Source organism: Acinetobacter sp. 8I-beige (assembly GCF_902505955.1).
GTDB classification, from domain to species: domain Bacteria; phylum Pseudomonadota; class Gammaproteobacteria; order Pseudomonadales; family Moraxellaceae; genus Acinetobacter; species Acinetobacter johnsonii.
Genome location: NZ_LR732790.1, coordinates 1 through 18,976 on the forward strand (window position 1 = coordinate 1; position 18,976 = coordinate 18,976).

Annotated in this window: 19 protein-coding genes; 9 read left to right on the forward strand and 10 right to left on the reverse strand. The window is 43.7% G+C overall.

Annotation, left to right across the window (positions count from 1 at the left end):
• The first annotated feature begins 371 nt into the window (after window positions 1–371).
• The 5 genes from rpmH to mnmE all read left to right on the forward strand — a co-directional run bounded on the left by rpmH (window position 372) and on the right by mnmE (window position 4,483).
• Entirely contained in the window at window positions 372–506 is a 135-nt protein-coding gene (rpmH, locus tag GVX98_RS00005) for a 50S ribosomal protein L34 (RefSeq protein ID WP_000831329.1), read from the forward strand.
• A 33-nt stretch (window positions 507–539) separates the two neighbouring features.
• On the forward strand, window positions 540–929 hold the full coding sequence (rnpA, locus tag GVX98_RS00010) for a ribonuclease P protein component (protein WP_039890852.1): 390 nt from the start codon (window positions 540–542) through the stop codon (window positions 927–929).
• Between the two features lie 9 nt (window positions 930–938).
• Complete coding sequence (gene yidD / locus GVX98_RS00015; protein ID WP_004977726.1) at window positions 939–1,259, forward strand: membrane protein insertion efficiency factor YidD; 321 nt, start codon at window positions 939–941, stop codon at window positions 1,257–1,259.
• Window positions 1,260–1,264: 5 nt separating this feature from the next.
• A complete protein-coding gene (gene yidC, locus GVX98_RS00020; RefSeq protein WP_004697434.1) occupies window positions 1,265–3,028 on the forward strand; it encodes a membrane protein insertase YidC in 1,764 nt (587 codons plus the stop codon).
• A gap of 99 nt (window positions 3,029–3,127) precedes the next feature.
• Window positions 3,128–4,483, forward strand: a complete 1,356-nt coding sequence (mnmE, locus tag GVX98_RS00025) for a tRNA uridine-5-carboxymethylaminomethyl(34) synthesis GTPase MnmE (protein WP_159126914.1) — start codon at window positions 3,128–3,130, stop codon at window positions 4,481–4,483.
• A 157-nt stretch (window positions 4,484–4,640) separates the two neighbouring features.
• Here the strand turns inward: mnmE and GVX98_RS00030 are convergent, their stop codons facing one another.
• From GVX98_RS00030 to GVX98_RS00045, 4 genes are all read right to left on the reverse strand, one after another.
• Window positions 4,641–6,335, reverse strand: coding sequence for an NAD-dependent malic enzyme (locus tag GVX98_RS00030; protein ID WP_159127931.1), 1,695 nt, complete (start codon window positions 6,333–6,335; stop codon window positions 4,641–4,643).
• A 213-nt stretch (window positions 6,336–6,548) separates the two neighbouring features.
• Entirely contained in the window at window positions 6,549–7,157 is a 609-nt protein-coding gene (gene ttdB / locus GVX98_RS00035) for a L(+)-tartrate dehydratase subunit beta (RefSeq protein WP_159126915.1), read from the reverse strand.
• Window positions 7,154–8,053 carry a L(+)-tartrate dehydratase subunit alpha gene (gene ttdA, locus GVX98_RS00040; RefSeq protein ID WP_062031161.1) on the reverse strand — a complete coding sequence of 300 codons (900 nt, stop codon included), beginning with the start codon at window positions 8,051–8,053 and terminating at the stop codon, window positions 7,154–7,156. The genes ttdB and ttdA overlap by 4 nt, the downstream gene beginning before the upstream one ends.
• Before the next feature lie 59 nt (window positions 8,054–8,112).
• Entirely contained in the window at window positions 8,113–9,414 is a 1,302-nt protein-coding gene (locus tag GVX98_RS00045; RefSeq protein ID WP_094148879.1) for an MFS transporter, read from the reverse strand.
• 247 nt (window positions 9,415–9,661) lie between these two features.
• On the opposite strand from GVX98_RS00045, the gene GVX98_RS00050 reads away from it, so the two are divergent.
• Window positions 9,662–10,585, forward strand: coding sequence for a LysR substrate-binding domain-containing protein (locus GVX98_RS00050; RefSeq protein ID WP_159126916.1), 924 nt, complete (start codon window positions 9,662–9,664; stop codon window positions 10,583–10,585).
• A 74-nt stretch (window positions 10,586–10,659) separates the two neighbouring features.
• On the opposite strand, the gene GVX98_RS00055 is transcribed toward GVX98_RS00050, so the two are convergent.
• On the reverse strand, window positions 10,660–11,811 hold the full coding sequence (locus GVX98_RS00055) for an MFS transporter (protein WP_159127932.1): 1,152 nt from the start codon (window positions 11,809–11,811) through the stop codon (window positions 10,660–10,662).
• A 166-nt stretch (window positions 11,812–11,977) separates the two neighbouring features.
• On the reverse strand, window positions 11,978–12,244 hold the full coding sequence (locus GVX98_RS00060) for a metal/formaldehyde-sensitive transcriptional repressor (protein WP_004697473.1): 267 nt from the start codon (window positions 12,242–12,244) through the stop codon (window positions 11,978–11,980).
• Between the two features lie 56 nt (window positions 12,245–12,300).
• Here GVX98_RS00060 and dmeF point away from each other — a divergent pair, with 56 nt between their 5' ends.
• Together dmeF and GVX98_RS00070 are read left to right on the forward strand one after the other, a co-directional pair.
• Window positions 12,301–13,272 carry a CDF family Co(II)/Ni(II) efflux transporter DmeF gene (dmeF, locus tag GVX98_RS00065; protein ID WP_159126917.1) on the forward strand — a complete coding sequence of 324 codons (972 nt, stop codon included), beginning with the start codon at window positions 12,301–12,303 and terminating at the stop codon, window positions 13,270–13,272.
• 106 nt (window positions 13,273–13,378) lie between these two features.
• A complete protein-coding gene (locus tag GVX98_RS00070) occupies window positions 13,379–14,080 on the forward strand; it encodes a DsbC family protein (RefSeq protein WP_159127933.1) in 702 nt (233 codons plus the stop codon).
• A 57-nt stretch (window positions 14,081–14,137) separates the two neighbouring features.
• Here GVX98_RS00070 and GVX98_RS00075 read toward each other — a convergent pair whose 3' ends face one another.
• The 3 genes from GVX98_RS00075 to guaD all read right to left on the reverse strand — a co-directional run bounded on the left by GVX98_RS00075 (window position 14,138) and on the right by guaD (window position 16,631).
• Complete coding sequence (locus GVX98_RS00075; protein WP_159126918.1) at window positions 14,138–14,389, reverse strand: GlsB/YeaQ/YmgE family stress response membrane protein; 252 nt, start codon at window positions 14,387–14,389, stop codon at window positions 14,138–14,140.
• Window positions 14,390–14,561: 172 nt separating this feature from the next.
• The gene (gene hpt / locus GVX98_RS00080) at window positions 14,562–15,089 is read right to left on the reverse strand and encodes a hypoxanthine phosphoribosyltransferase (protein WP_004697480.1); all 528 of its coding nucleotides are present in this window, start codon (window positions 15,087–15,089) and stop codon (window positions 14,562–14,564) included.
• 225 nt (window positions 15,090–15,314) lie between these two features.
• On the reverse strand, window positions 15,315–16,631 hold the full coding sequence (guaD, locus tag GVX98_RS00085; RefSeq protein WP_159126919.1) for a guanine deaminase: 1,317 nt from the start codon (window positions 16,629–16,631) through the stop codon (window positions 15,315–15,317).
• 328 nt (window positions 16,632–16,959) lie between these two features.
• Here guaD and GVX98_RS00090 point away from each other — a divergent pair, with 328 nt between their 5' ends.
• The gene (locus GVX98_RS00090) at window positions 16,960–17,433 is read left to right on the forward strand and encodes a hypothetical protein (protein WP_159127934.1); all 474 of its coding nucleotides are present in this window, start codon (window positions 16,960–16,962) and stop codon (window positions 17,431–17,433) included.
• Window positions 17,434–17,813: 380 nt separating this feature from the next.
• Here GVX98_RS00090 and GVX98_RS00095 read toward each other — a convergent pair whose 3' ends face one another.
• Complete coding sequence (locus tag GVX98_RS00095; RefSeq protein ID WP_159126920.1) at window positions 17,814–18,974, reverse strand: glutathionylspermidine synthase family protein; 1,161 nt, start codon at window positions 18,972–18,974, stop codon at window positions 17,814–17,816.
• Between the last annotated feature and the right edge of the window lie 2 nt (window positions 18,975–18,976).

Here is an 18,976-nt window from a genome sequence, read left to right on the forward strand (position 1 = left end):
CACCCTAATAGTAATAAATTTAAATTTATAAATTTGAATTTATTTATAAGAGGTCTGTTTTCTGGGGATAACTGGAGGTCCAAAATGAATTTAAATTTAAAAACATGCACAGTAAGTGAATTTAAAGACTTGTGGATAACTATGTGGGTAATCTTGTTGGTAACTTATATCACTTTAATAAACAATAGTCTAGATTGTGCATAAGAAAAAAGTGCAGTTGTTCAAACGTTATCGAGAAAAGAGCAAGCTCAAACTGCTGTTACAAATAAAAAGGCTTAATTTCACAAGAAAATCGGTTTTCCATTGACAGCTCAAGCAATGAACACTAAACTCGCGAACCTTCATTGAATGATCATTTTTGGAGTTTCGATATGAAACGTACATTCCAACCATCTGAATTAAAGCGTAAGCGCGTTCATGGTTTCCGTGCTCGTATGGCTACTAAAGCTGGTCGCCAAGTATTAGCTCGTCGTCGTGCAAAAGGTCGTCACAGCTTAACTGTTTAATTAATAGTTAACGCTTAAACGATTTTGGGTGTTATGACTACACTTTATGGCTTCAGCACAGAGGTTCGTATTCGCTGTGCTGCCGATTATAAAAGTGTCTTCGATGGTGCGCTTTTTAAAGTGCATCAGCCCCATTTCTTATTTCTAGCAAAACTGACCGAACAACCTCAAAGTCGTTTGGGCATTGTTGTTGCTAAAAAGAAAGTGCGTCGTGCACACGAAAGAAATAGAGTAAAACGTTTGGCTCGCGAAAGTTTTCGCTTGCATCAACAGCAATTAACTTTAGATATTGTGGTTATGCCTAAAATGGGGATAGAAACAGTGCCTAATGCAGAGTTGCACCAGCAATTACAATTTGCTTGGCAAAAATTACAACGTCTTGCCAAAAAGCATCAAAAAATAGCTCCCTCCCTGCAAAAGTAGAGATGGCCAATGGTACGCTTACTGCATTGGTTAATTCGATTTTATCAAATTGCGATTAGTCCTTTACTTGGGCCGCGTTGTCGTTATATCCCTACATGTTCTCAATATTCATTGGAAGCAGTCCATACACATGGTGCTGTGCGTGGTGTGTGGTTGGCTACTAAACGTATTTGCCGTTGTCATCCTTGGGGTGGATCGGGGTATGACCCTGTTCCAAACAAAAGGATTCGTTTTATCTCTTTTCAGCAAATAGATTCTCAAAAGCATCTGGTTGCTGTACCCTTTCGTGATTGTTTCTTGAACCAAAATCACTCTAACCACTTGGGGTAATCGATATGCAACAATGGGCCAGGTTTGCCATTCTCGGGGCCATGTTTGTTGTCGCTTATTTGCTCATTTTGGCTTGGCAAAAAGATTATGGACATGCTGAAACTCAGCCACAGCCACAACAGGCTGCAGCAGTTTCACATGAAGTATCTGCAGATTTGCCAAATGCTCAAACGGCTTCAGCAGCGTCTGATATGCCACAAGCAAATATCGCGACTCAGCAACCAGCTACAGAAGCAAAAGCATCTGTAAATCAACAGCTTATTTCAGTACAGACTGACCTTTATCATCTTTGGATTAATCCTAAAGGTGGTGATATTGTTCGTATTGAATTGTTAAACCATGACAAGAGCAAAGACAGTAACGAAGCATTTGTCATGCTTGAAAGTGATGCAAAACGTACTTATGTGGCGCAGTCTGGTTTAATTGGTCTTAATGGTCCAGACAGTAACCGTAGCGGTCGTCCAATGTATGAGATTGAAAAATCTGCTTATACATTGAATGATGCCAAAGCGGTTCAAACTGAAGATGGAAAAAGCATCAAAGTGTTAACCGTACCGATGGTACTGAAAACAGCTGATGGTGTGGAAATCATTAAAACCTTTACCTTTAAGCAAGGTGAATATCCTGTTGTTGTGAACCATAAAGTGGTGAACCGCAGTGGTCAAAACTGGCAGGGTCAAATGTTTGGTCAACTCAAGCGTGACAACTCTGATGATCCAGGCAAATCAGATCAAGGTATTTTCACGCTGGGCACTTTCTTAGGTGGTGCTTGGGGTTCGCCTGAAGAACATTATAACAAGCTTAAATTTGCTAACTTTAATGAAGAAAAATTGAATGTTGAAGCAAAAGGCGGCTGGGTTGCTATGGTTCAGCACTACTTTGTGAGTGCTTGGATTCCTGGTGACTTAAAATTGACGCAAGCCAATGGTCAACCTTATGTCGCGAAATTAGAGTCGCGTAAGTCAACGGATGATATGAATATCATTGGTTTTACTTCGCCGACGATTACTGTGCCTGCTGGTACAGTGGCTGAGATTGACGCGACCTTCTATTCAGGTCCTAAAGTTCAATCTGAGTTAAAAGAGCTGGCAACTGGTTTAAACCAAACTGTTGACTATGGTTGGTTATGGCCAATTGCGAAATTATTGTTCTTGGGGCTTGAGTTCTTCCACGGTTTAGTGGGTAACTGGGGCTGGGCAATTATTTTGTTAACGGTCTTGGTGAAACTGATTCTTTGGCCATTGTCGTCTAAGAGTTATCGTTCAATGGCGAAAATGCGTGTCATTGCACCTGAAATGCAGCGTATGAAAGAAGAGTTCGGTGAAGACCGCATGCGCTTCTCTCAAGAAATGATGGCACTGTATAAACGTGAACAAGTCAATCCGCTTGCGGGTTGTTTGCCATTGTTATTACAAATGCCAATCTTCCTTGCGTTGTACTGGGTGTTGATGGAGTCTGTTGAGCTTCGTCATGCGCCATGGTTACTTTGGATTCAAGATTTGTCAGCGATGGATCCGTGGTTTATTTTACCGCTGTTAATGGGCGCAACGATGTTCATTCAGCAGTCTTTAAACCCCCAACCGGCTGATCCAATGCAAGCGAAAGTTTTCAAAATCATGCCGATTGTTTTCACAGTCTTTATGTTGTTCTTCCCTGCGGGTCTCGTGTTGTACTGGATTGTCAACAACAGTATCACGATTATTCAGCAGACTTTGATCAACAAATCTGTTGAAAAAGACCGCTTGAATAAGGAAAGTGCGTCGAGTTAATCGAGGCAACTTTTCGCGAAAAGCTGAATAAATCCGCTTAAGATGGTAATCTTAGGCGGATTTTTCATTGTGTGACTTTTAAGATTTTAGGTGAATGTTATGTACAACCGAACCACGATTGCTGCCATTGCAACACCACCTGGGCGTGGTGGTGTGGGGGTCATTCGCCTATCTGGTCCCAAGTCTTATGAGATTGCACAGGCCTTGACTCAAAAAGATTTACCTAAAGCGCGTTTTGCAGGTTTTCGTCAGTTTTATGATGCATCTGGCGAAGTGATGGATGAGGGCTTAGCGATTTGTTTTCCAAACCCGAACTCGTTTACTGGTGAAGATGTGGTTGAGTTGCAAGGTCATGGTGGCCCTGTTATTCAAAATGCTTTACTGGGGCGTTTATTGGAGCTCGGAGCGATTGCAGCAAAAGCCGGTGAGTTTTCCATGCGTGCTTTTGAAAATGGCAAGCTGGATTTGGTACAGGCTGAAGCGATCGCCGATTTGATTGATGCGACGTCTCAAGCCGCTGCACGTTCTGCGGTACGTTCATTACAAGGCGCATTTTCAACTAAAGTAAATAGCGTCTTGGAGCAATTGATTCATCTACGTTTGCATGTGGAAGCTGCGATTGATTTTCCTGAAGAAGAAATTGATTTTCTCGCGGACGGGAAAATTTTAAATCTTTTAGATGGCGTTACGGCTGCTGTGAACCAAGTGCAACAATCGGCTCGTCAAGGACAGTTGCTGCGTGAAGGTTTACAAGTGGTAATTGCAGGAAAACCGAATGCGGGTAAGTCATCACTGCTCAATGCATTAGCAGGCATTGAACGCGCTATTGTGACGGATATTGCAGGTACGACGCGGGATGTCTTGCATGAAAAAATTACCCTCAATGGCTTACCCATTACCTTAACCGATACCGCGGGTTTACGTGAAACTGGTGATATTGTAGAAAAAGAAGGGATACGTCGTGCCATTAAAGAAATTGAGCAAGCTGATCTGTTACTTTTGGTTTATGACTTAAGCCAAGGCGAAGACCCACTCAAACTGGCACAAGAATATTTTGCTGAGCATATTGAACCGAAACGTTTAATGCTGATAGGTAATAAGTGTGATTTGATGGAAACGACATCGCATATCGAAGACTTTAACGGCTTCCGTCATATTATGGTTTCGGCAAAGCAAGAAACTGGCGTTCAAGCGCTCATAGAAGCGATTACAGCGCATGCAGGCTTCCAGCCTGAAGAAGATACCTTTATTGCACGTACACGCCATTTAGACGCAATGAAACGCACTCAGCTTTACCTTGCTGAAGCTCGTGAACAATTGGTGGTGTATAACGCAGGTGAGTTGGTCGCAGAGTCGCTACGTTTGGCGCAAAATGCTCTCGGCGAAATTACAGGGGATTTTAGTGCGGATGATTTGCTTGGGAAAATTTTTGGATCGTTCTGTATTGGAAAATAATGCCGACATTTAGCATCGTGCCTATTTAGGTAGATGGATATAAAAAGCACTCAGTTTTAAAGGCTGGGTGCTTTTTTATACATAGGATGGCTAGTGCTGCTATTGAGCTTCTCTTTGGCACAAAAGTTTATGAGATTCCTATGCTGTAAGAAGCCAATCAAAAGGTAATTCGGCGGTAATCTCGATATTCGGGTTTCCATACATGTGCCTCAATGGCTTTTTGCAAGCTAGCTTCATCCATCAATGGGGCAACCCCTTCCCGTATCGCGGCAAGCCCTACCTGCAAGGCGATAATTTTAGAGATGTTCTGAATGGCATCAATACTTGGCAGTAAATCATGGTCTGGGTTTTTCAGCATGGGTGAACAGCTGGCTAGTGCATTACTCGCTGCCATTAACATCAGGTCGGTCACGCTTTGCGCACCTGCGGCAATGACACCTAGACCAACCCCAGGAAAAATATAAGCATTATTGCACTGAGCAATGGGGTAAATTTGGCCTTGATGATGTACTGGTGCAAATGGACTGCCTGTTGCGATTAAGGCTTTACCCTCTGTCCATTGAATAATATCTGCGGGGAGCGCTTCGACCTGAGAGGTGGGGTTGGACAAGGGAAAGACGATCGGGCGTTCACAGTTTTCAGCCAGTGCGCGAATAATCTCTTCGCTAAATAAGCCAGTTTGTCCTGAAACTCCGATTAATACTGTGGGTTTGGCATGCTGAATGACTTCGAGCAGAGAAATCTCTGGCGCTACATTTGCCCATGTCTCAATGGCACGCAAAGGCTGAGCCAACTTGCTTTGAAAATCGAGTAAGTTGGGCTGCTGTTCAGTCATTAAACCAAAGCGATCTACCAAATAAAGACGTGAGCGTGCTTCAAGGTCGCTGAGCCCTTCAATTTTCATTTGTGCAATAATTTGTTCTGCAATACCACAGCCTGCTGAACCTGCACCTAAAATAACAATCGTTTGATCTTTGACCTGCTTTTTCACCACATGAGATGCTGCAATCAGGCTAGCTAACGCTACAGCCGCCGTACCTTGAATATCATCATTAAAACAACAGATTTGTTCACGGTAGGTAGCTAGTAAAGGCATGGCATTTTGTTGAGCAAAATCTTCAAACTGAATCAGGGCCTTCGGCCAGCGTCGTTGAATGGCACGAATCACATCATCGATAAATTGATTGTATTCATCGCCACTAATACGGGGGTGGTTCCAACCCAAATACAGCGGATCGTTGCGTAACTGTTGGTTATTGGTCCCAACATCCAGTGTAATAGGTAAGGTATAGGCCGGACTGATGCCGCCACAGGCGGTATAGAGCGACAGTTTACCAATAGGAATCCCCATGCCGCCAATACCTTGATCACCAAGACCTAAGATCCGCTCTCCATCGGTCATCACGATAACTTTGACATTTTTACGGTTGACGTTGTGTAGAATTTCATCAATATGCGCGCGATCTGGGTAGGAAATAAAAATGCCACGATGTCGGCGATAAATATCGGAAAAACGTTGGCAGGCCTCACCCACAGTTGGGGTGTAAATGATCGGCATCATTTCACTTAAGTGATGTTTGAGCAGATGGTAAAACAGAGTTTCGTTGGTATCTTGGATATTGCGTAAATAGATATGTTTGTTGATGTCATCATTAAAAGATAAATACTGCTGATAGGAGCGGCGACTTTGTTCCTCAATGGTTTCGATCACGTGTGGAATTAGGCCGTGTAAATTGAAGGTATTACGTTCTTGTATTGAAAATGCAGCTCCTTTATTCAACAACGGCAGTTCTAAAAGTGAATGAGCTGCATAGGGAATATAGAGCGGTTTTTTTATGGTTACATGATCCATCATGAGCTTGATCTCGTTACATCGATTGCAATGTCCGTATTCTGCTGAAAGAAGTATGGATTAAACGTCGAGACGTTGTGGTGAATAGGGACACAAGTGAAGAGAAATGCCTGATTTGGCTGTGATGTGTCTGACCAAATGCAGGCTTAGAGTTAAAATAAAGAGAGATAGACAACACCAAACAGGATCGTTTGAGGTGCTGTCTGTAAAGCACTATTTAATAAAACTCAGTTCTTTACTAATCCGATCCAGCACTGGTTTCTTTTTGGCTTGGAACTGGGTTTTATTTTGCTGAATAAGATTATTGCCATGGGTATCAATCGAGATGATCAAAGGGCCAAATACCTTGACGCGGTTAATCCATAAGGTTTCAGGCATCCCCAAATCTTGCCATTCAGCGCCTTCAATTTCTTCGACTTGAGTGGCTGCCAGTACCGCACATCCTCCTGGGAAAATAGCATGGACTGCTTTGTGCTCCTGACAGCCTGCGACAGTCTCAGGGCCCATGCCACCTTTACCCACAATCAGTTTCACCCCAGTTTGTTTGATAAATTCGCGTTCGAATTTTTCCATACGCATACTGGTGGTGGGCCCAATGGAGACCATTTCAAAACGGCCATCATCCTTTTTACGCACGATTGGACCGGCATGGAAAATCGCACCGCCTTCTAAATTCACGGGAAGTTGTCGACCTTGTTCAATTAAGCGGCGATGTGCCACATCACGACAAGTAACCAAACGTCCAGTTAGATATACCACGTCACCAATTTTAAGATCGGCTAAGTCTTCATCACGTAATGGGGTGGTCAGTACTTTTTTCATAGCACAACTCCTTCATGTGACAGAATTTCATAAGACATATCAGGGTTAATTTTAATTTTGCCACGGCGGTGTGCCCAGCAACCGGTGTTGACTGCCACGCCAATGGTGGATGGGTGACGAGCCGAAGATTCAATATTGACCCCCATCACGCTGTTATTGCCTGTTAAGCCCTGTGGGCCAATGCCAATTTCATTCAAGCCTTGTTCCAGCAAGTCTTCCATCAGTGCAGCACGGGGGTTATCACTTCTTGAGTCTACAGGGCGCATAATGGCCAGTTTGGACAAGCGTGCAGCGGTTTCAACTGAAGTGGACACCCCGACACCGACCAGTAATGGCGGGCAAGCATTCACACCACGCTCGGTAATCACATCCATCACGAACTCAGCTACACCTTCATAGCCTTGACCTGGCATCAAAACTTTAGCTGCACCAGGCAAGGTACACCCGCCGCCTGCCATATAGACATCGATGGTACAGGTATCCTGTTCCGGGACGATGCGCCAGTCTAGCCACGGAATTTGAGTGCCCGTATTGGTGCCGGTGTTTTTCTCATCAAAGGTTTCAACTGCATTGTGGCGCAAAGGTCCTGTACGGGTCGCTTCTTCGGTCGCTTCACGTAAAATTTCCTGCAATTCGCCCAACAGTGGGAAATGCGCACCCGCTTCAACAAAATATTGAATCACGCCGGTGTCTTGGCAGCTGGGACGGTTTAGTCGATCTGCTGCTTCTTGGTTTTCATCCATTGAATCATAAATTGATTTGGCCAATGGGTTGGTTTCCAATGTTTTCAGCTCAATCAGTTTGCTTTTGACATCTTTGGGTAAACGTTTGCCAATATAGGCTGTAAATTTGGCCATGGTGTCCGTGAGGGACTGTACGGCAAGTTCTTTGTCCATGGGAGGCTCCTTGTTAAGCGTTCAATTCGCTCGAATATCGAATAAGGTAAAAATGAAGATCATGAATTACTCAATTCAGCCGAATTGGCTTTGTTTTTTTGAGTAAAACTTAAAACGAGGGTCAGGACGGTAGATAAAATCAGCAGACCTGCGACGAAATACAAACCGCCTGCAAAGCTTCCAGTTTGGTCTTTAACCCAACCGATCATGGCTGGACCCGCAAAGCCACCTAAGTTCCCAATCGAGTTAATGGTTGCGATGCCCGTCGCTGCTGCGGCCCCCGATAGAAACATGGTTGGCATGCTCCACAGTGGTGGTTTAGAGCAACTGATGCCGACGTTGACAATGGTTAATGCGGCAATCAGGCCAAACATACTGCCAGTACTGGCTGCAATCGCGAGCCCCACAGCTGCGGTTAAACAAGCCAAGGCTACATGCCATGTGCGTTCATTGGTTTTGTCGGAGTGACGTGACCACAAAATCATGGCAACAACAGAGATAATAGGAGGAATGGCGTTCAATAGACCGACGGTCATTGAGCTGACACCCAGTTCTTTAATGATTTGAGGCGCCCAAATGCCAAGGGTATACAGCCCCGCTGAGGTACCGAAATAAATGAGTGCCAGAGCAAGCACACGTGGATTGGCGAGTCCGCGTAAAATACTGTGATGCTGTTGCCCCCCCTTATTGGCATCTTCTGCTTGCATGGTTTTAACCAACCATTCACGCTCATCGGGTTTTAACCACGCGGCTTTTTCAGGTCGATCTGTCATGTAGAAAAACACTACGACGCCTAGGATCACCGCAGGAATGGCTTCAATCAGGAACATCCATTGCCAACCTGCTAAGCCCATGATGCCGTGCATTTCCAGTAATGCTGCTGAAATAGGAGAACCAATCGCTGTGGCTATAGGGGCGGCAGCCATAAATAAGGCAATTACCCCTGCTCGGTTTCGTGCAGGGAACCAGTAGCTTAAATACAAAATAATGCCGGGGAAAAAGCCTGCTTCGGCGACACCGAGTAAAAATCGCATAACATAAAAGCTGGTTGAGCTTTCGACAAAGGCCATCCCGCCAGCAATAATGCCCCAAGTCACCATGACTCGTGCAATCCAAATGCGAGCGCCGACTTTGTGCAAAATAATGTTGGAGGGAACTTCAAAGAGGAAATAGCCCAAAAAGAAAATTCCTGCACCAAAACCGAGAATCGAAGCGGTAAAGCCCAAATCTTCTTTCATGGTAATGGCAGCAAAACCAATATTGACCCGATCAATATAGGCAATTAAATATAAAATCATGATAAACGGCACAATACGCCAAGTGATTTTGCGTAGCGTCCGTTTCTCGATATCCATGTCCATGGCTTATCTCCATATCAGTAGCGATTACCTCCCGATTCGGTCGAAGTCACACCGTAATCGAGTTTGGCGAAACAGCTCCCCGTTTGTGCACCGTTGTCCTTACACGGTGGACTTTATGACTCACTCAAGTTTCCTTGCTTGGGTGAGATATGTTGTTTGGGGGGTAACGTGATAGGGATATTAGAGACTTTGCAAAACTGATGAATCGATATAAAGTTAAATCACTCTTGCAAAAAACTGAATAATCATGAGCTCGGATACCGAATTAGCATTTTTTTGTTTACTAATAAAACAGGGCAGTCTGGTTGCAACAGCGCGTGAGTTGAATTTAACGCCCCCTGCTGTGTCCCGACGTCTGACACAAATGGAAGAGCGTTTAGGGGTTCGGTTGTTGAATCGGACCACCAGACGCATCAGTTTGACCAATGAAGGCGAAATTTATTTTGAGAATGCTTCGCGAATCTTGAAAGAAATTGAAGAAATGGAACAGCAAGTAGCGCGCAGTCGCACCACACCTAAGGGCTTGCTGCGAGTGAATGCACCGTTTGGTTTTGGTCGAACCTACATTGCTCCTGCGATTTCAGACTTTGCGCGAAAATTTCCAGATATTGAAGTCCAGTTACATCTGACCGATCGCCCGATTCATCTGCCGAATGATGCGATTGATGTCTCGATTCACTTTGGGCAGGTACCAGACTCACGACTAATTGCGAAAAAAATTGCGGCCAATCGACGGCTTCTATGTGCTTCTCCGCGTTATTTGGCGCACGCTGGGGCACCACTTACGCCACGCGAACTGACCTTGCACCAATGCATTGTGTTAAGACAAAATGATGCGGCATATGCGAACTGGCGTTTAACTCAAGGGGATAAGGAAGAGACAGTTAAAGTGCATGGAAAATTGAGTAGCAATGATGGCCAAGTCACCATTGGCTGGGCACTCGATGGCCATGGTATTTTAATGCGCGCTGAATGGGACGTGGCCAAGTATTTAAAAAGTGGTCGTTTAGTCCAAGTCTTGCAGGACTATGAGACACCCCCTGCCGATATCTATGCGATTTATATGGATCGGCTCGAGCACTCACCAAGAGTGTCATATTTTTTAGAACATTTAAGCCAGTATTTAAATGAACATACGGACTTAGCCCATGCCAACAAGAAAAGAACCTAAGTTATAGCAAGGAGCGCCTGAAAAATGGCATCTGAAGAACGATCTAAATCCAAATGATTTTGGCTTCACGCTTCCTATGCCGAAGCCAGACGTATACTGCTTTTATGCGCAAACCACAGATAAAAACACAATAAAGCGATGGCAATGCAAAAGCTAATGACCCCGAAACTTAATCCAAAGTGATCTGCCAAATAACCCACAGCTACAATGGGCACAATCGTACCCAAATAACCAATAAAAAGATAAGTCGACATCACTGCAGCACGATTCTCTAAGCTGGTCATGGCATGAATGAGACCAAAGGAACCAATCAAGGTCAGGCCATGTCCGACACCAACGAGAAAATCACTGATAAAGAAAAATGCACTCAGTTGAAATAGCATACACAGCGCCAAAATGCCTAAGCTTGCAATCAAGGTGATTAAGCCATAGTTGAGGCACTTATAAGCAGGAATACTTCTGGCAAAATACTGCACCATGGCAGAGATAATGAGAATACTGGTAATGGCTGAACCGCTAATGAGGGGGCCGTGCCACGGCAAAATATCCCGCACAAATGACGGGGATAAGGATGCAAATAAACTAAACGCGGCAAAGGCACTAAATGCGGTAAATCCAACGATCAAAAACAACTGATGATATTGCACTTCTGGTCGGAGTAGCTTTGGGGCAATACTAAAGGGCTGTGAGGTAAACGTGGGAGATTGAACCCAAAATAAACCAAAGAAACACAGTACAGCGCCAAGAATAACGGGTAGATAAGGACTGACCAACGGATATTCTGAAAATTGAGCTATCAGGCCACCAATCAGCGGGCCTAAGCCAAAGCCTACTGCGGTAATAATCGAACTGAGTTGTGGTGCAATCTGTTGATGGCTTTTGGGCACGGTATACATCAGTCCCAGTAAGGCCGAAGTGGTCATCAAACCAGATGCAATACCAATAATAAAACGCCCCAAAGATAAAATGAGAGCATCAGAAGCATAAGCGGAAATCACCAACCCGATGCTAATAAACACCAACCCTACTTGTAAGGTGCGTAAATAGCCAATGCTATTACTGGTCCGGCCAAGAAACAGTAAAGTAGCGAGACAACCAAACATATAAGCCACAAAAATATAGGTGATCTGACTCGGCACCAGATGCCATAAGGCTTGATACAGCGGGTAAAGTGGACTGGCTAAGGCAGTCCCCATGGTTCCCATCATTAAGGCGAGGCTGACCATACAAAATGGACGCCAAGAAGTGCTTGTTGTCATGCAAATGCCATGCGGCTCTCTCGGTCAAAACAAGAATATTTTGATGCCCAAGAGAAAAAGGATAGAGAGCAACAGTGTATCGGTTTGTGGAAAAAATGGTCAACTAAAAACTTGAAAAAGAACGCAATAAAACTTAGCCATAGCGTTTCAGCAGTTTTAAGAACTCAGCCAACTCCTCTTCATTGACCTGTTCAGCTTGTGCTAATACATGATGGCGTAAGTGTGCTTCAACCAGTTCATTCATCAGCCCATTGACCGCGCCTTTAATAGCAGCGACTTGTTGTAAAACGTCGATACAACTGGCATCGGGATGTGTGATCGAGAGTTCAACGGCGTTGACCTGTCCTTGTAAGCGTTTCACACGGTTTAAAATTTTTTTATCTTCATGCAAATGACTCAACACATTGCTCCAAAAATAAATATACTAAGGGGGAGTATATTGGTGAATGATTTTAAATGCAAAATACCCCATCACGTCAGCATACGCATCATTTTGATGACGGTAATCCACTGGCACAAAAACGGATTTTAATGGCGACCATTTTAACGGCAGTCATGATGTTATTAGAAGTGATTGGTGGATGGATTTTCCAATCAATGGCTTTGCTGGCGGATGGTTGGCATATGAGTTCGCATATGTTGGCACTGGGTTTGGCTTATTTTGCTTATCGTGCTGCACGGCATTATGCCCATGATCAGCGCTTTAGTTTCGGCACATGGAAAATTGAAATTCTTGCAGGTTACAGCAGTGCTATTTTGCTGATGGTAGTAGCAGGTTTTATGGCTTTTCACTCGATTCAGCGTCTATTCTCGCCTGTACAAATTCATTATAACGAAGCGATTCCAATTGCGATTTTAGGCTTATTGGTGAATTTAATCTGTGCATGGTTGCTGCATGATGGTCACCATCACCATCACCATCACCATCACCATCACGCTCATGATTATGCAGTAGAAGTACATAGCCATCATCATGATTTAAATCAGAAAGCTGCATTTATGCATGTGGTGGCAGATGCAGTGACTTCTATTTTCGCGATTATCGCACTGATTTTTGGTAAATATTTGGGTTGGGATTTTCTCGATGCTGCTCTTGGGATCGTAGGTTCAATACTGGTGGCTAAATGGGCACTGAGCTTAATGCAAGAAACGGGAAGAACCTTGTTAGATGCTGAAATGGATCATCATGTGGTGGATGAAATTCGAGAGGTGGTGGCAGAACTACCGCAGACGACCTTGACCGATTTACATGTGTGGAAAGTAGGCAAAGGCAAGTTTTCCTGCATTTTGGCTTTAGAAACGACGGTAGACTTAACTGCGGATCGCGTGCGGGCAATGCTCTCGATTCATGAGGAAATTGTTCATGTCTCGGTGGAAATTAATAGCACAGCCCTCACTGTTCCACGTGAAACTTTGGCCAGTTCATAAGCAAGGCGTGTTGGGTTTCGGTAAAGCCGTGGAAAAAATGATTCAATGCTTGAATAATACGCTCTACACTAGCGCCGTGGTTCTCCGATTGAAAGAGCAAAAAGTGATGATAAAAAAACTGGGTTTGGCACTACTTACAAGTGCAATTGCAAGCATGAGTATGGCCAGCGTAGAAAGTGTTCAAGCCAACTTAAAAAAGAATTACCCAAATATTCATGTTCAAAATATTCAAAAAACAGAAATGTCGGGCATTTATAGCGGATCTTTAGATGGCGAAATTGTGTATTTAGGCGAAGCGGCTGAGCATGTGATTGCCGGTTCGATGGTACGCTTAAAAGATCAGAAAAATTTAAGTGCTGCCTTATATGTGCAACAGAATTCGCTTGATTGGAACAAGCTGCCGCTAAAAGATGCCATTAAAAGCGTTAAAGGCAACGGCAAACGCCAATTGGCGGTTTTTTCAGACCCAAACTGCCCTTACTGTAAGCAGTTAGAGGCTGAGCTGAATAAACTAAATGATGTGACCATCTACACATTTATTTATGCTATTAAGGCGCAATCGATTGCACCGTCGAAACAAGTGTTTTGTGAAGCAGACCCTGCCCTCGCATGGAAAAATTTGATTGCGAAAGGGATTCAGCCAACGTCGAAAAAACCGTGTGCCAATCCAATTGAGCGCAACATTGAACTCGGTCGTAGTCTAGGTTTACAAGGGACGCCTGTGGTTATTTTCTCAAATGGCTTTAAAGTGAATGGCGCTGTGCCTTCAACCACTATTGAAAATATGTGGCGTGAACTGGGCTTATAAGAGTTCAAAGATACAGATAAAAAGCACCTGAAACGGTGCTTTTTTTAATGGCTGAGTTTAGGTTTTTTTGGTGACCATGTTGTAGATGAATAAAATAACAATGGCTCCAATAACTGACGCAATAAAGCCTGCCGCAGAACCTTCACTATAGAGACCGAGTAAACGACCACCATAAGTGGCTAAGAGAGAACCTGCAATCCCCAGTAAAGTGGTGACAATAAATCCCGCTTTGTCATCGCCAGGATGGATAGCACGTGCGATGAGACCTGCAATAAAACCAATCACGATTGCAACAATAAGTGACCACATGAGCCAGCTCCTTTTTTATCATGTCTTTGTTTTTACATCATGTGCAAAAATATCATCGGGCATAATGCGACTGTGCAGTAGAGCGAATCTGCTAAAAACTGTATGTTTTATGTACTTAGCTAACAGTAAAAATAAAAAAAGTGGCCTTCGGCCACTCTTTTGTCGATTGATCTTAAAGACCAATTTCACCAATAAATGGCAAATGACGGTACTTTTGGTCGTAGTCTAAGCCATAACCCACAATGAATCGATCTTCGACATTAAAGCCTAAAAACTTCACATCGAGTTCAATTTCACGGCGTGAAGGTTTGCTGACTAAGGTACATAGTTCAATTGAGTTGGGAGAGCGTGTTTCTAAAATTTCTAATACTTTGCTCAAGGTGTTGCCTGAGTCGATGATGTCTTCAATGACCAAGACATCTTTACCGCGAATTTCACCGTCTAAATCTTTTAAAATTTTTACATCACGTGAAGATACCGTACCGCCACCGTAGCTCGAAACCGTCATGAAATCGAGTTCATGTGGTTTTGAAATGGTACGACATAAGTCTGCCATGAAAATGACTGAACCGCGTAATAAACCAATCAGTACGAGTTCCTTATCACTGTTTGCATAATGCGCATCGATTTGTGCACCAAGCTCTTTTACTTTCGCTTGAATCTCTTCAGTAGAAATCATTACGCTCATTTGAACGGTCATGGGTAGATACCTAAAAATTAAAAAAAATCAAAAATAAAAAAGGCGTTGACCTGCAACACCTCTATATATGCATTAATTTTAATATATCTCTAAACGAGATGCACCCCCTTTTGCCCGCTGGAAATGTAATCATTTCATTGCAGGCGGGATGCAGCTTGGTTTAGAGGCGAAAATCAAAGTTGTTTCAAAACTCGATTAGCTGCTTAAATTTTCGCTATTTGCTACTTAGTTTTGCACATAGGCTTTCTGACCAAAAATATAAGTCGCATGAATATTACGGTCATCACCCATGGTCATCAGGGCAAATAACGCATCTTCAATCCCTTTTGCACGTTGCTGACGTAATGCTTGTAGCGCAGTTGCTTTGAGGTCGAGCACCACAAAGTCGGCTTCTTTGCCTACATTAAAGTTACCGAGTTTATCATCCAAGCTCAGTGCTTTGGCACCGCCCAGCGTAGCGTGGTAGAGCGACTCAAACGCGGACAGTTTATCGCCCTGAAGCTGCTGCACTTTATAGGCTTCATTGAGGGTTTGTAGTTGGTTAAAAGAGGTCCCAGCACCAATGTCTGTACCCAGCCCAACTTTTACCTGCTTTTCCCAAGTCTTGTTCAATGGAAATAAACCACTGCCTAAAAATAGGTTGGAGGTCGGACAGAAAGCAATGGCAGAGTCTGTTTGATGCATGCAATCCCACTCCGCATCTTCTAAGTGCACGCAGTGGGCAAAGACCGAATGCGAACCGGTTAAGCCAAAGTGATGATAAACATCGAGATAACCTTGCTGTTCAGGGAATAAGTCTTTTACCCAAGCGATTTCATTTTTATTTTCACTTAAATGCGTATGCACATACACATCTGGGTATTCAGCTTTGAGCTGCCCTGCTTTAGCCAGTTGCTCTGGTGTTGAGGTTGGAGCAAAACGTGGCGTAATCGCATACAGGTTACGGCCTTTGCCATGCCATTTTTCAATCAGTGCTTTAGAGTCGGCATAAGCACTGTCAGGTGTGTCGCACAGATCTTCAGGTGCATGACGGTCCATCATGACTTTACCTGCGATCAGGCGCATCTGGTGCTGCCCTGCCGCTTCAAATAGTGCATCTACCGATTCGCTATGCACAGTACAGAAGACCAAGGCTGTGGTGGTGCCATTTTTTAGCAGTTCTTGCACAAAGAATTGGGCAATCTGGTCGGCATAGGCTTTATCTGAAAATTGTAATTCAGTTGGGAAGGTATAGGTATTGAGCCATTCGAGTAGTTGTTCACCATAGGCCCCCACCATTTCTGTTTGTGGAAAATGAATGTGGGTGTCGATAAAACCCGGCACAATCAATTGTTCAGGATAGTGCTGAACCTCGACGCCAACAGGAAGGTGCTGTTGCCCCTCCTGCCAAGATCCAAACCATTGGATTTTGCCATTTTGGCTAATTAGTAAACCATCTTCTACGTAACGCACTTGGTCGTGAATTTCACGCGCTTGGGCAACCGTATTCTGAATATCTAGGAAGCGACCGCGAACCGCCGTCGTTGCAACTACAGAAGACATTTTAAACCTACGTTTTGACTTTTTTTCGATTGATTGTACCGTAAACTGGATTTTTTTCACGGCTATTTACTGAAGTTTTTATGTGTGTTGTGAACGCTACATTTTAAATGAAAGACTGGAGCAGTATTTTCTTAAAAATTGAACTGTTTTAAGGCCAAACATGTATCCATGCCATCGATAAGATCGTGATTTTTTATGTCATACATAAGCACAAGCTTTGAGCCTAAAGGATTCAATCTATTCGCAAAATTTTGTTGAGAAAGTCTTTATCTTTAAATGCTGAGTCAGTACAGTGTCGGCATTGATAAAATAAGAGACAATGACCCGCATGTATTTTTGGAATACCAAAGCATTAGCACATGAATTATCTAGCAATACCCTCGATAAAAAGCATTATAAAAATTATTACTTAGTCACCGCCTTACTGGTTTCAGTGGTGTATTACTACGGTATGTATTCACCCTATGGGGATGTCCGTGTGATTGGTATTGAGGGGCTTCTGACTTTATTGATTATGTTTATCGGGATTCAAAGCGCTTACAAAGCCAATGGCGGCGATGAGGGCGAGCATTTCTTAGGTCGAATCACAGCGTTGTCTTTTCCCATTTTGGTACAAACCACCGTGGCTGGTGTTGTCTTTGGTGTAGTGTTATTGGGCCTTTATTTTGCTTTTAATCTAGAAGGCACGGCGTTTGATGATTGGTATGAATGGACTATTTCGCTATTTACCATCTTCCTGCAAATCTTGTTTTTCACGCGTTTGGTGTCTTATATGAAGCGGGTTAAAGCGCATACCATTTAAGCTTGAAAAAAATATTGTTTTCGAATGTATGCCTGTCAGTTTTAGAGTTGACAGGCATTTTTTTTTCAATTTAAACTTTATTTGATACATGGAAGCGTCACCCGCAACCTGCGTAGTGTTTGGAGTAGATTATTTTTGCAACACAAATTTTTTAATTATAGAAAGTGAATAGGTTTTGCGGAGGACAAATGCTTTCCTTACGAAGCTTCGCTTCTCATTTGGTGAAACAAAAGAATAATTGAGCTCCCAGTATCGAACTTAAAAAAGATAAGACTCCGCCGTGAATAACCTAAAAGTGATGGTGCTCCTACTAAAATGCCTGAACAGACCCGCATTAATCTTTGGACATCTATTTTAAATAGGTGATTTAGAGCGCCACTTTATTCCACAAAATAATGTGCAGCAAAATGCGCATCATTACCAATCACATCAAACACATCTTCACGCAGTGACATCCCCGCACATTCATCCCCGACCATCCAAAGTCCCAAGGTGGGCAGCATGCCTTCATGCAACGGAGTTTTAACCCAGCGCTGCATGACATAACCATATTTGTCGTAGTCATCGAAGTAAAAACTACCTGAGGCTGCGCCGCAATCGACATTGTTTTGTAAGATATGAATATTTGCGCCTTCGCGCGCTAAGATTGGTTTACGCACCCATTTCCCTGCGTAGTGGGCGTGCGCATCATAAGCATGGGTTTCTAACAACAATGGATGATTCGGAAAGCGTTTCCATAGCTCGATCAATAGGGCTTTATTGGAGAGTAGCATTTTCCAACACGGTTCAATCCATTCGGTTTCGGGTGTGAGAAACTGCGAAAAACTTTCTTCCCAAATCCATTCCCACGGATACAGCTTAAATAAATGCTGAATCTCTTGCTGATGCAAATCGACAAAGGCTGTGCCATTCCAACCGATATTTTCCATCGACAGTTCGCTGACATTTAAGCCTGCCTGAAAAGCAGTATCCATGAGGTATTCTAAATTACCCCAATCTTCACGCCCTGCTTCTTGGCAGGCTGCGAAATGGACACGGCTACGCGCAGGATAAAGCTGTTTCCAGCGCTCAATCAGCTTTTCATGAATGCTGTTGAACTGATCACGGTTTGCAATATTTTCGACCTGTTCAATCCAATGCCACTGTGCAACAGAGGCTTCGAGTAAACCCGTTGGCGTATCGGCATTGTATTCCAGCATTTTGATGGCTTGACCATCATAGGCAAAATCGAAACGGCCATACAGCATCGGCGCTTGGTTTTTCCATGAGTGCTCAATCAAAGGAATCGCTGCTGGGGGGATTTGAAAATATTCGGGATAATGACCGCGTTGAATCATATCCCCTGCCACTTCAAGGCACATCTGGTGTAATTCGTTCGAGGCATCTTCTAGCTGTTCAATTTGCTTGAGGCTAAACTCATAAGCCACCCCTTCTGACCAATACATTGAACCATCCCGCGACGGCAAGTTGTAGTAGTCAAAACCAATCTCTTGATGTGCTTGTTGCCAGTTTGCTCGCTTAGGGAATAGAACTCGTTTCATGT

Coding starts and splice junctions, on each gene's coding strand:
- yidC (WP_004697434.1), top strand. CDS start 1,265: ATGCAACAATGGGCCAGGTTTGCCATTCTCGGGGCCATGTTTGTTGTC.
- guaD (WP_159126919.1), bottom strand. CDS start 16,631: ATGTCTTCTGTAGTTGCAACGACGGCGGTTCGCGGTCGCTTCCTAGAT.
- hpt (WP_004697480.1), bottom strand. CDS start 15,089: ATGACCGTTCAAATGAGCGTAATGATTTCTACTGAAGAGATTCAAGCG.
- mnmE (WP_159126914.1), top strand. CDS start 3,128: ATGTACAACCGAACCACGATTGCTGCCATTGCAACACCACCTGGGCGT.
- GVX98_RS00075 (WP_159126918.1), bottom strand. CDS start 14,389: ATGTGGTCACTTATTGTTGCAATCGTGATTGGTTTTATTGCAGGTCTC.
- GVX98_RS00045 (WP_094148879.1), bottom strand. CDS start 9,414: ATGGACATGGATATCGAGAAACGGACGCTACGCAAAATCACTTGGCGT.
- GVX98_RS00090 (WP_159127934.1), top strand. CDS start 16,960: ATGTATTTTTGGAATACCAAAGCATTAGCACATGAATTATCTAGCAAT.
- yidD (WP_004977726.1), top strand. CDS start 939: ATGGTACGCTTACTGCATTGGTTAATTCGATTTTATCAAATTGCGATT.
- dmeF (WP_159126917.1), top strand. CDS start 12,301: ATGCAAAATACCCCATCACGTCAGCATACGCATCATTTTGATGACGGT.
- rnpA (WP_039890852.1), top strand. CDS start 540: ATGACTACACTTTATGGCTTCAGCACAGAGGTTCGTATTCGCTGTGCT.
- GVX98_RS00095 (WP_159126920.1), bottom strand. CDS start 18,974: ATGAAACGAGTTCTATTCCCTAAGCGAGCAAACTGGCAACAAGCACAT.
- GVX98_RS00030 (WP_159127931.1), bottom strand. CDS start 6,335: ATGGATCATGTAACCATAAAAAAACCGCTCTATATTCCCTATGCAGCT.
- GVX98_RS00055 (WP_159127932.1), bottom strand. CDS start 11,811: ATGGTCAGCCTCGCCTTAATGATGGGAACCATGGGGACTGCCTTAGCC.
- GVX98_RS00050 (WP_159126916.1), top strand. CDS start 9,662: ATGAGCTCGGATACCGAATTAGCATTTTTTTGTTTACTAATAAAACAG.
- GVX98_RS00070 (WP_159127933.1), top strand. CDS start 13,379: ATGATAAAAAAACTGGGTTTGGCACTACTTACAAGTGCAATTGCAAGC.
- ttdA (WP_062031161.1), bottom strand. CDS start 8,053: ATGGACAAAGAACTTGCCGTACAGTCCCTCACGGACACCATGGCCAAA.
- ttdB (WP_159126915.1), bottom strand. CDS start 7,157: ATGAAAAAAGTACTGACCACCCCATTACGTGATGAAGACTTAGCCGAT.
- rpmH (WP_000831329.1), top strand. CDS start 372: ATGAAACGTACATTCCAACCATCTGAATTAAAGCGTAAGCGCGTTCAT.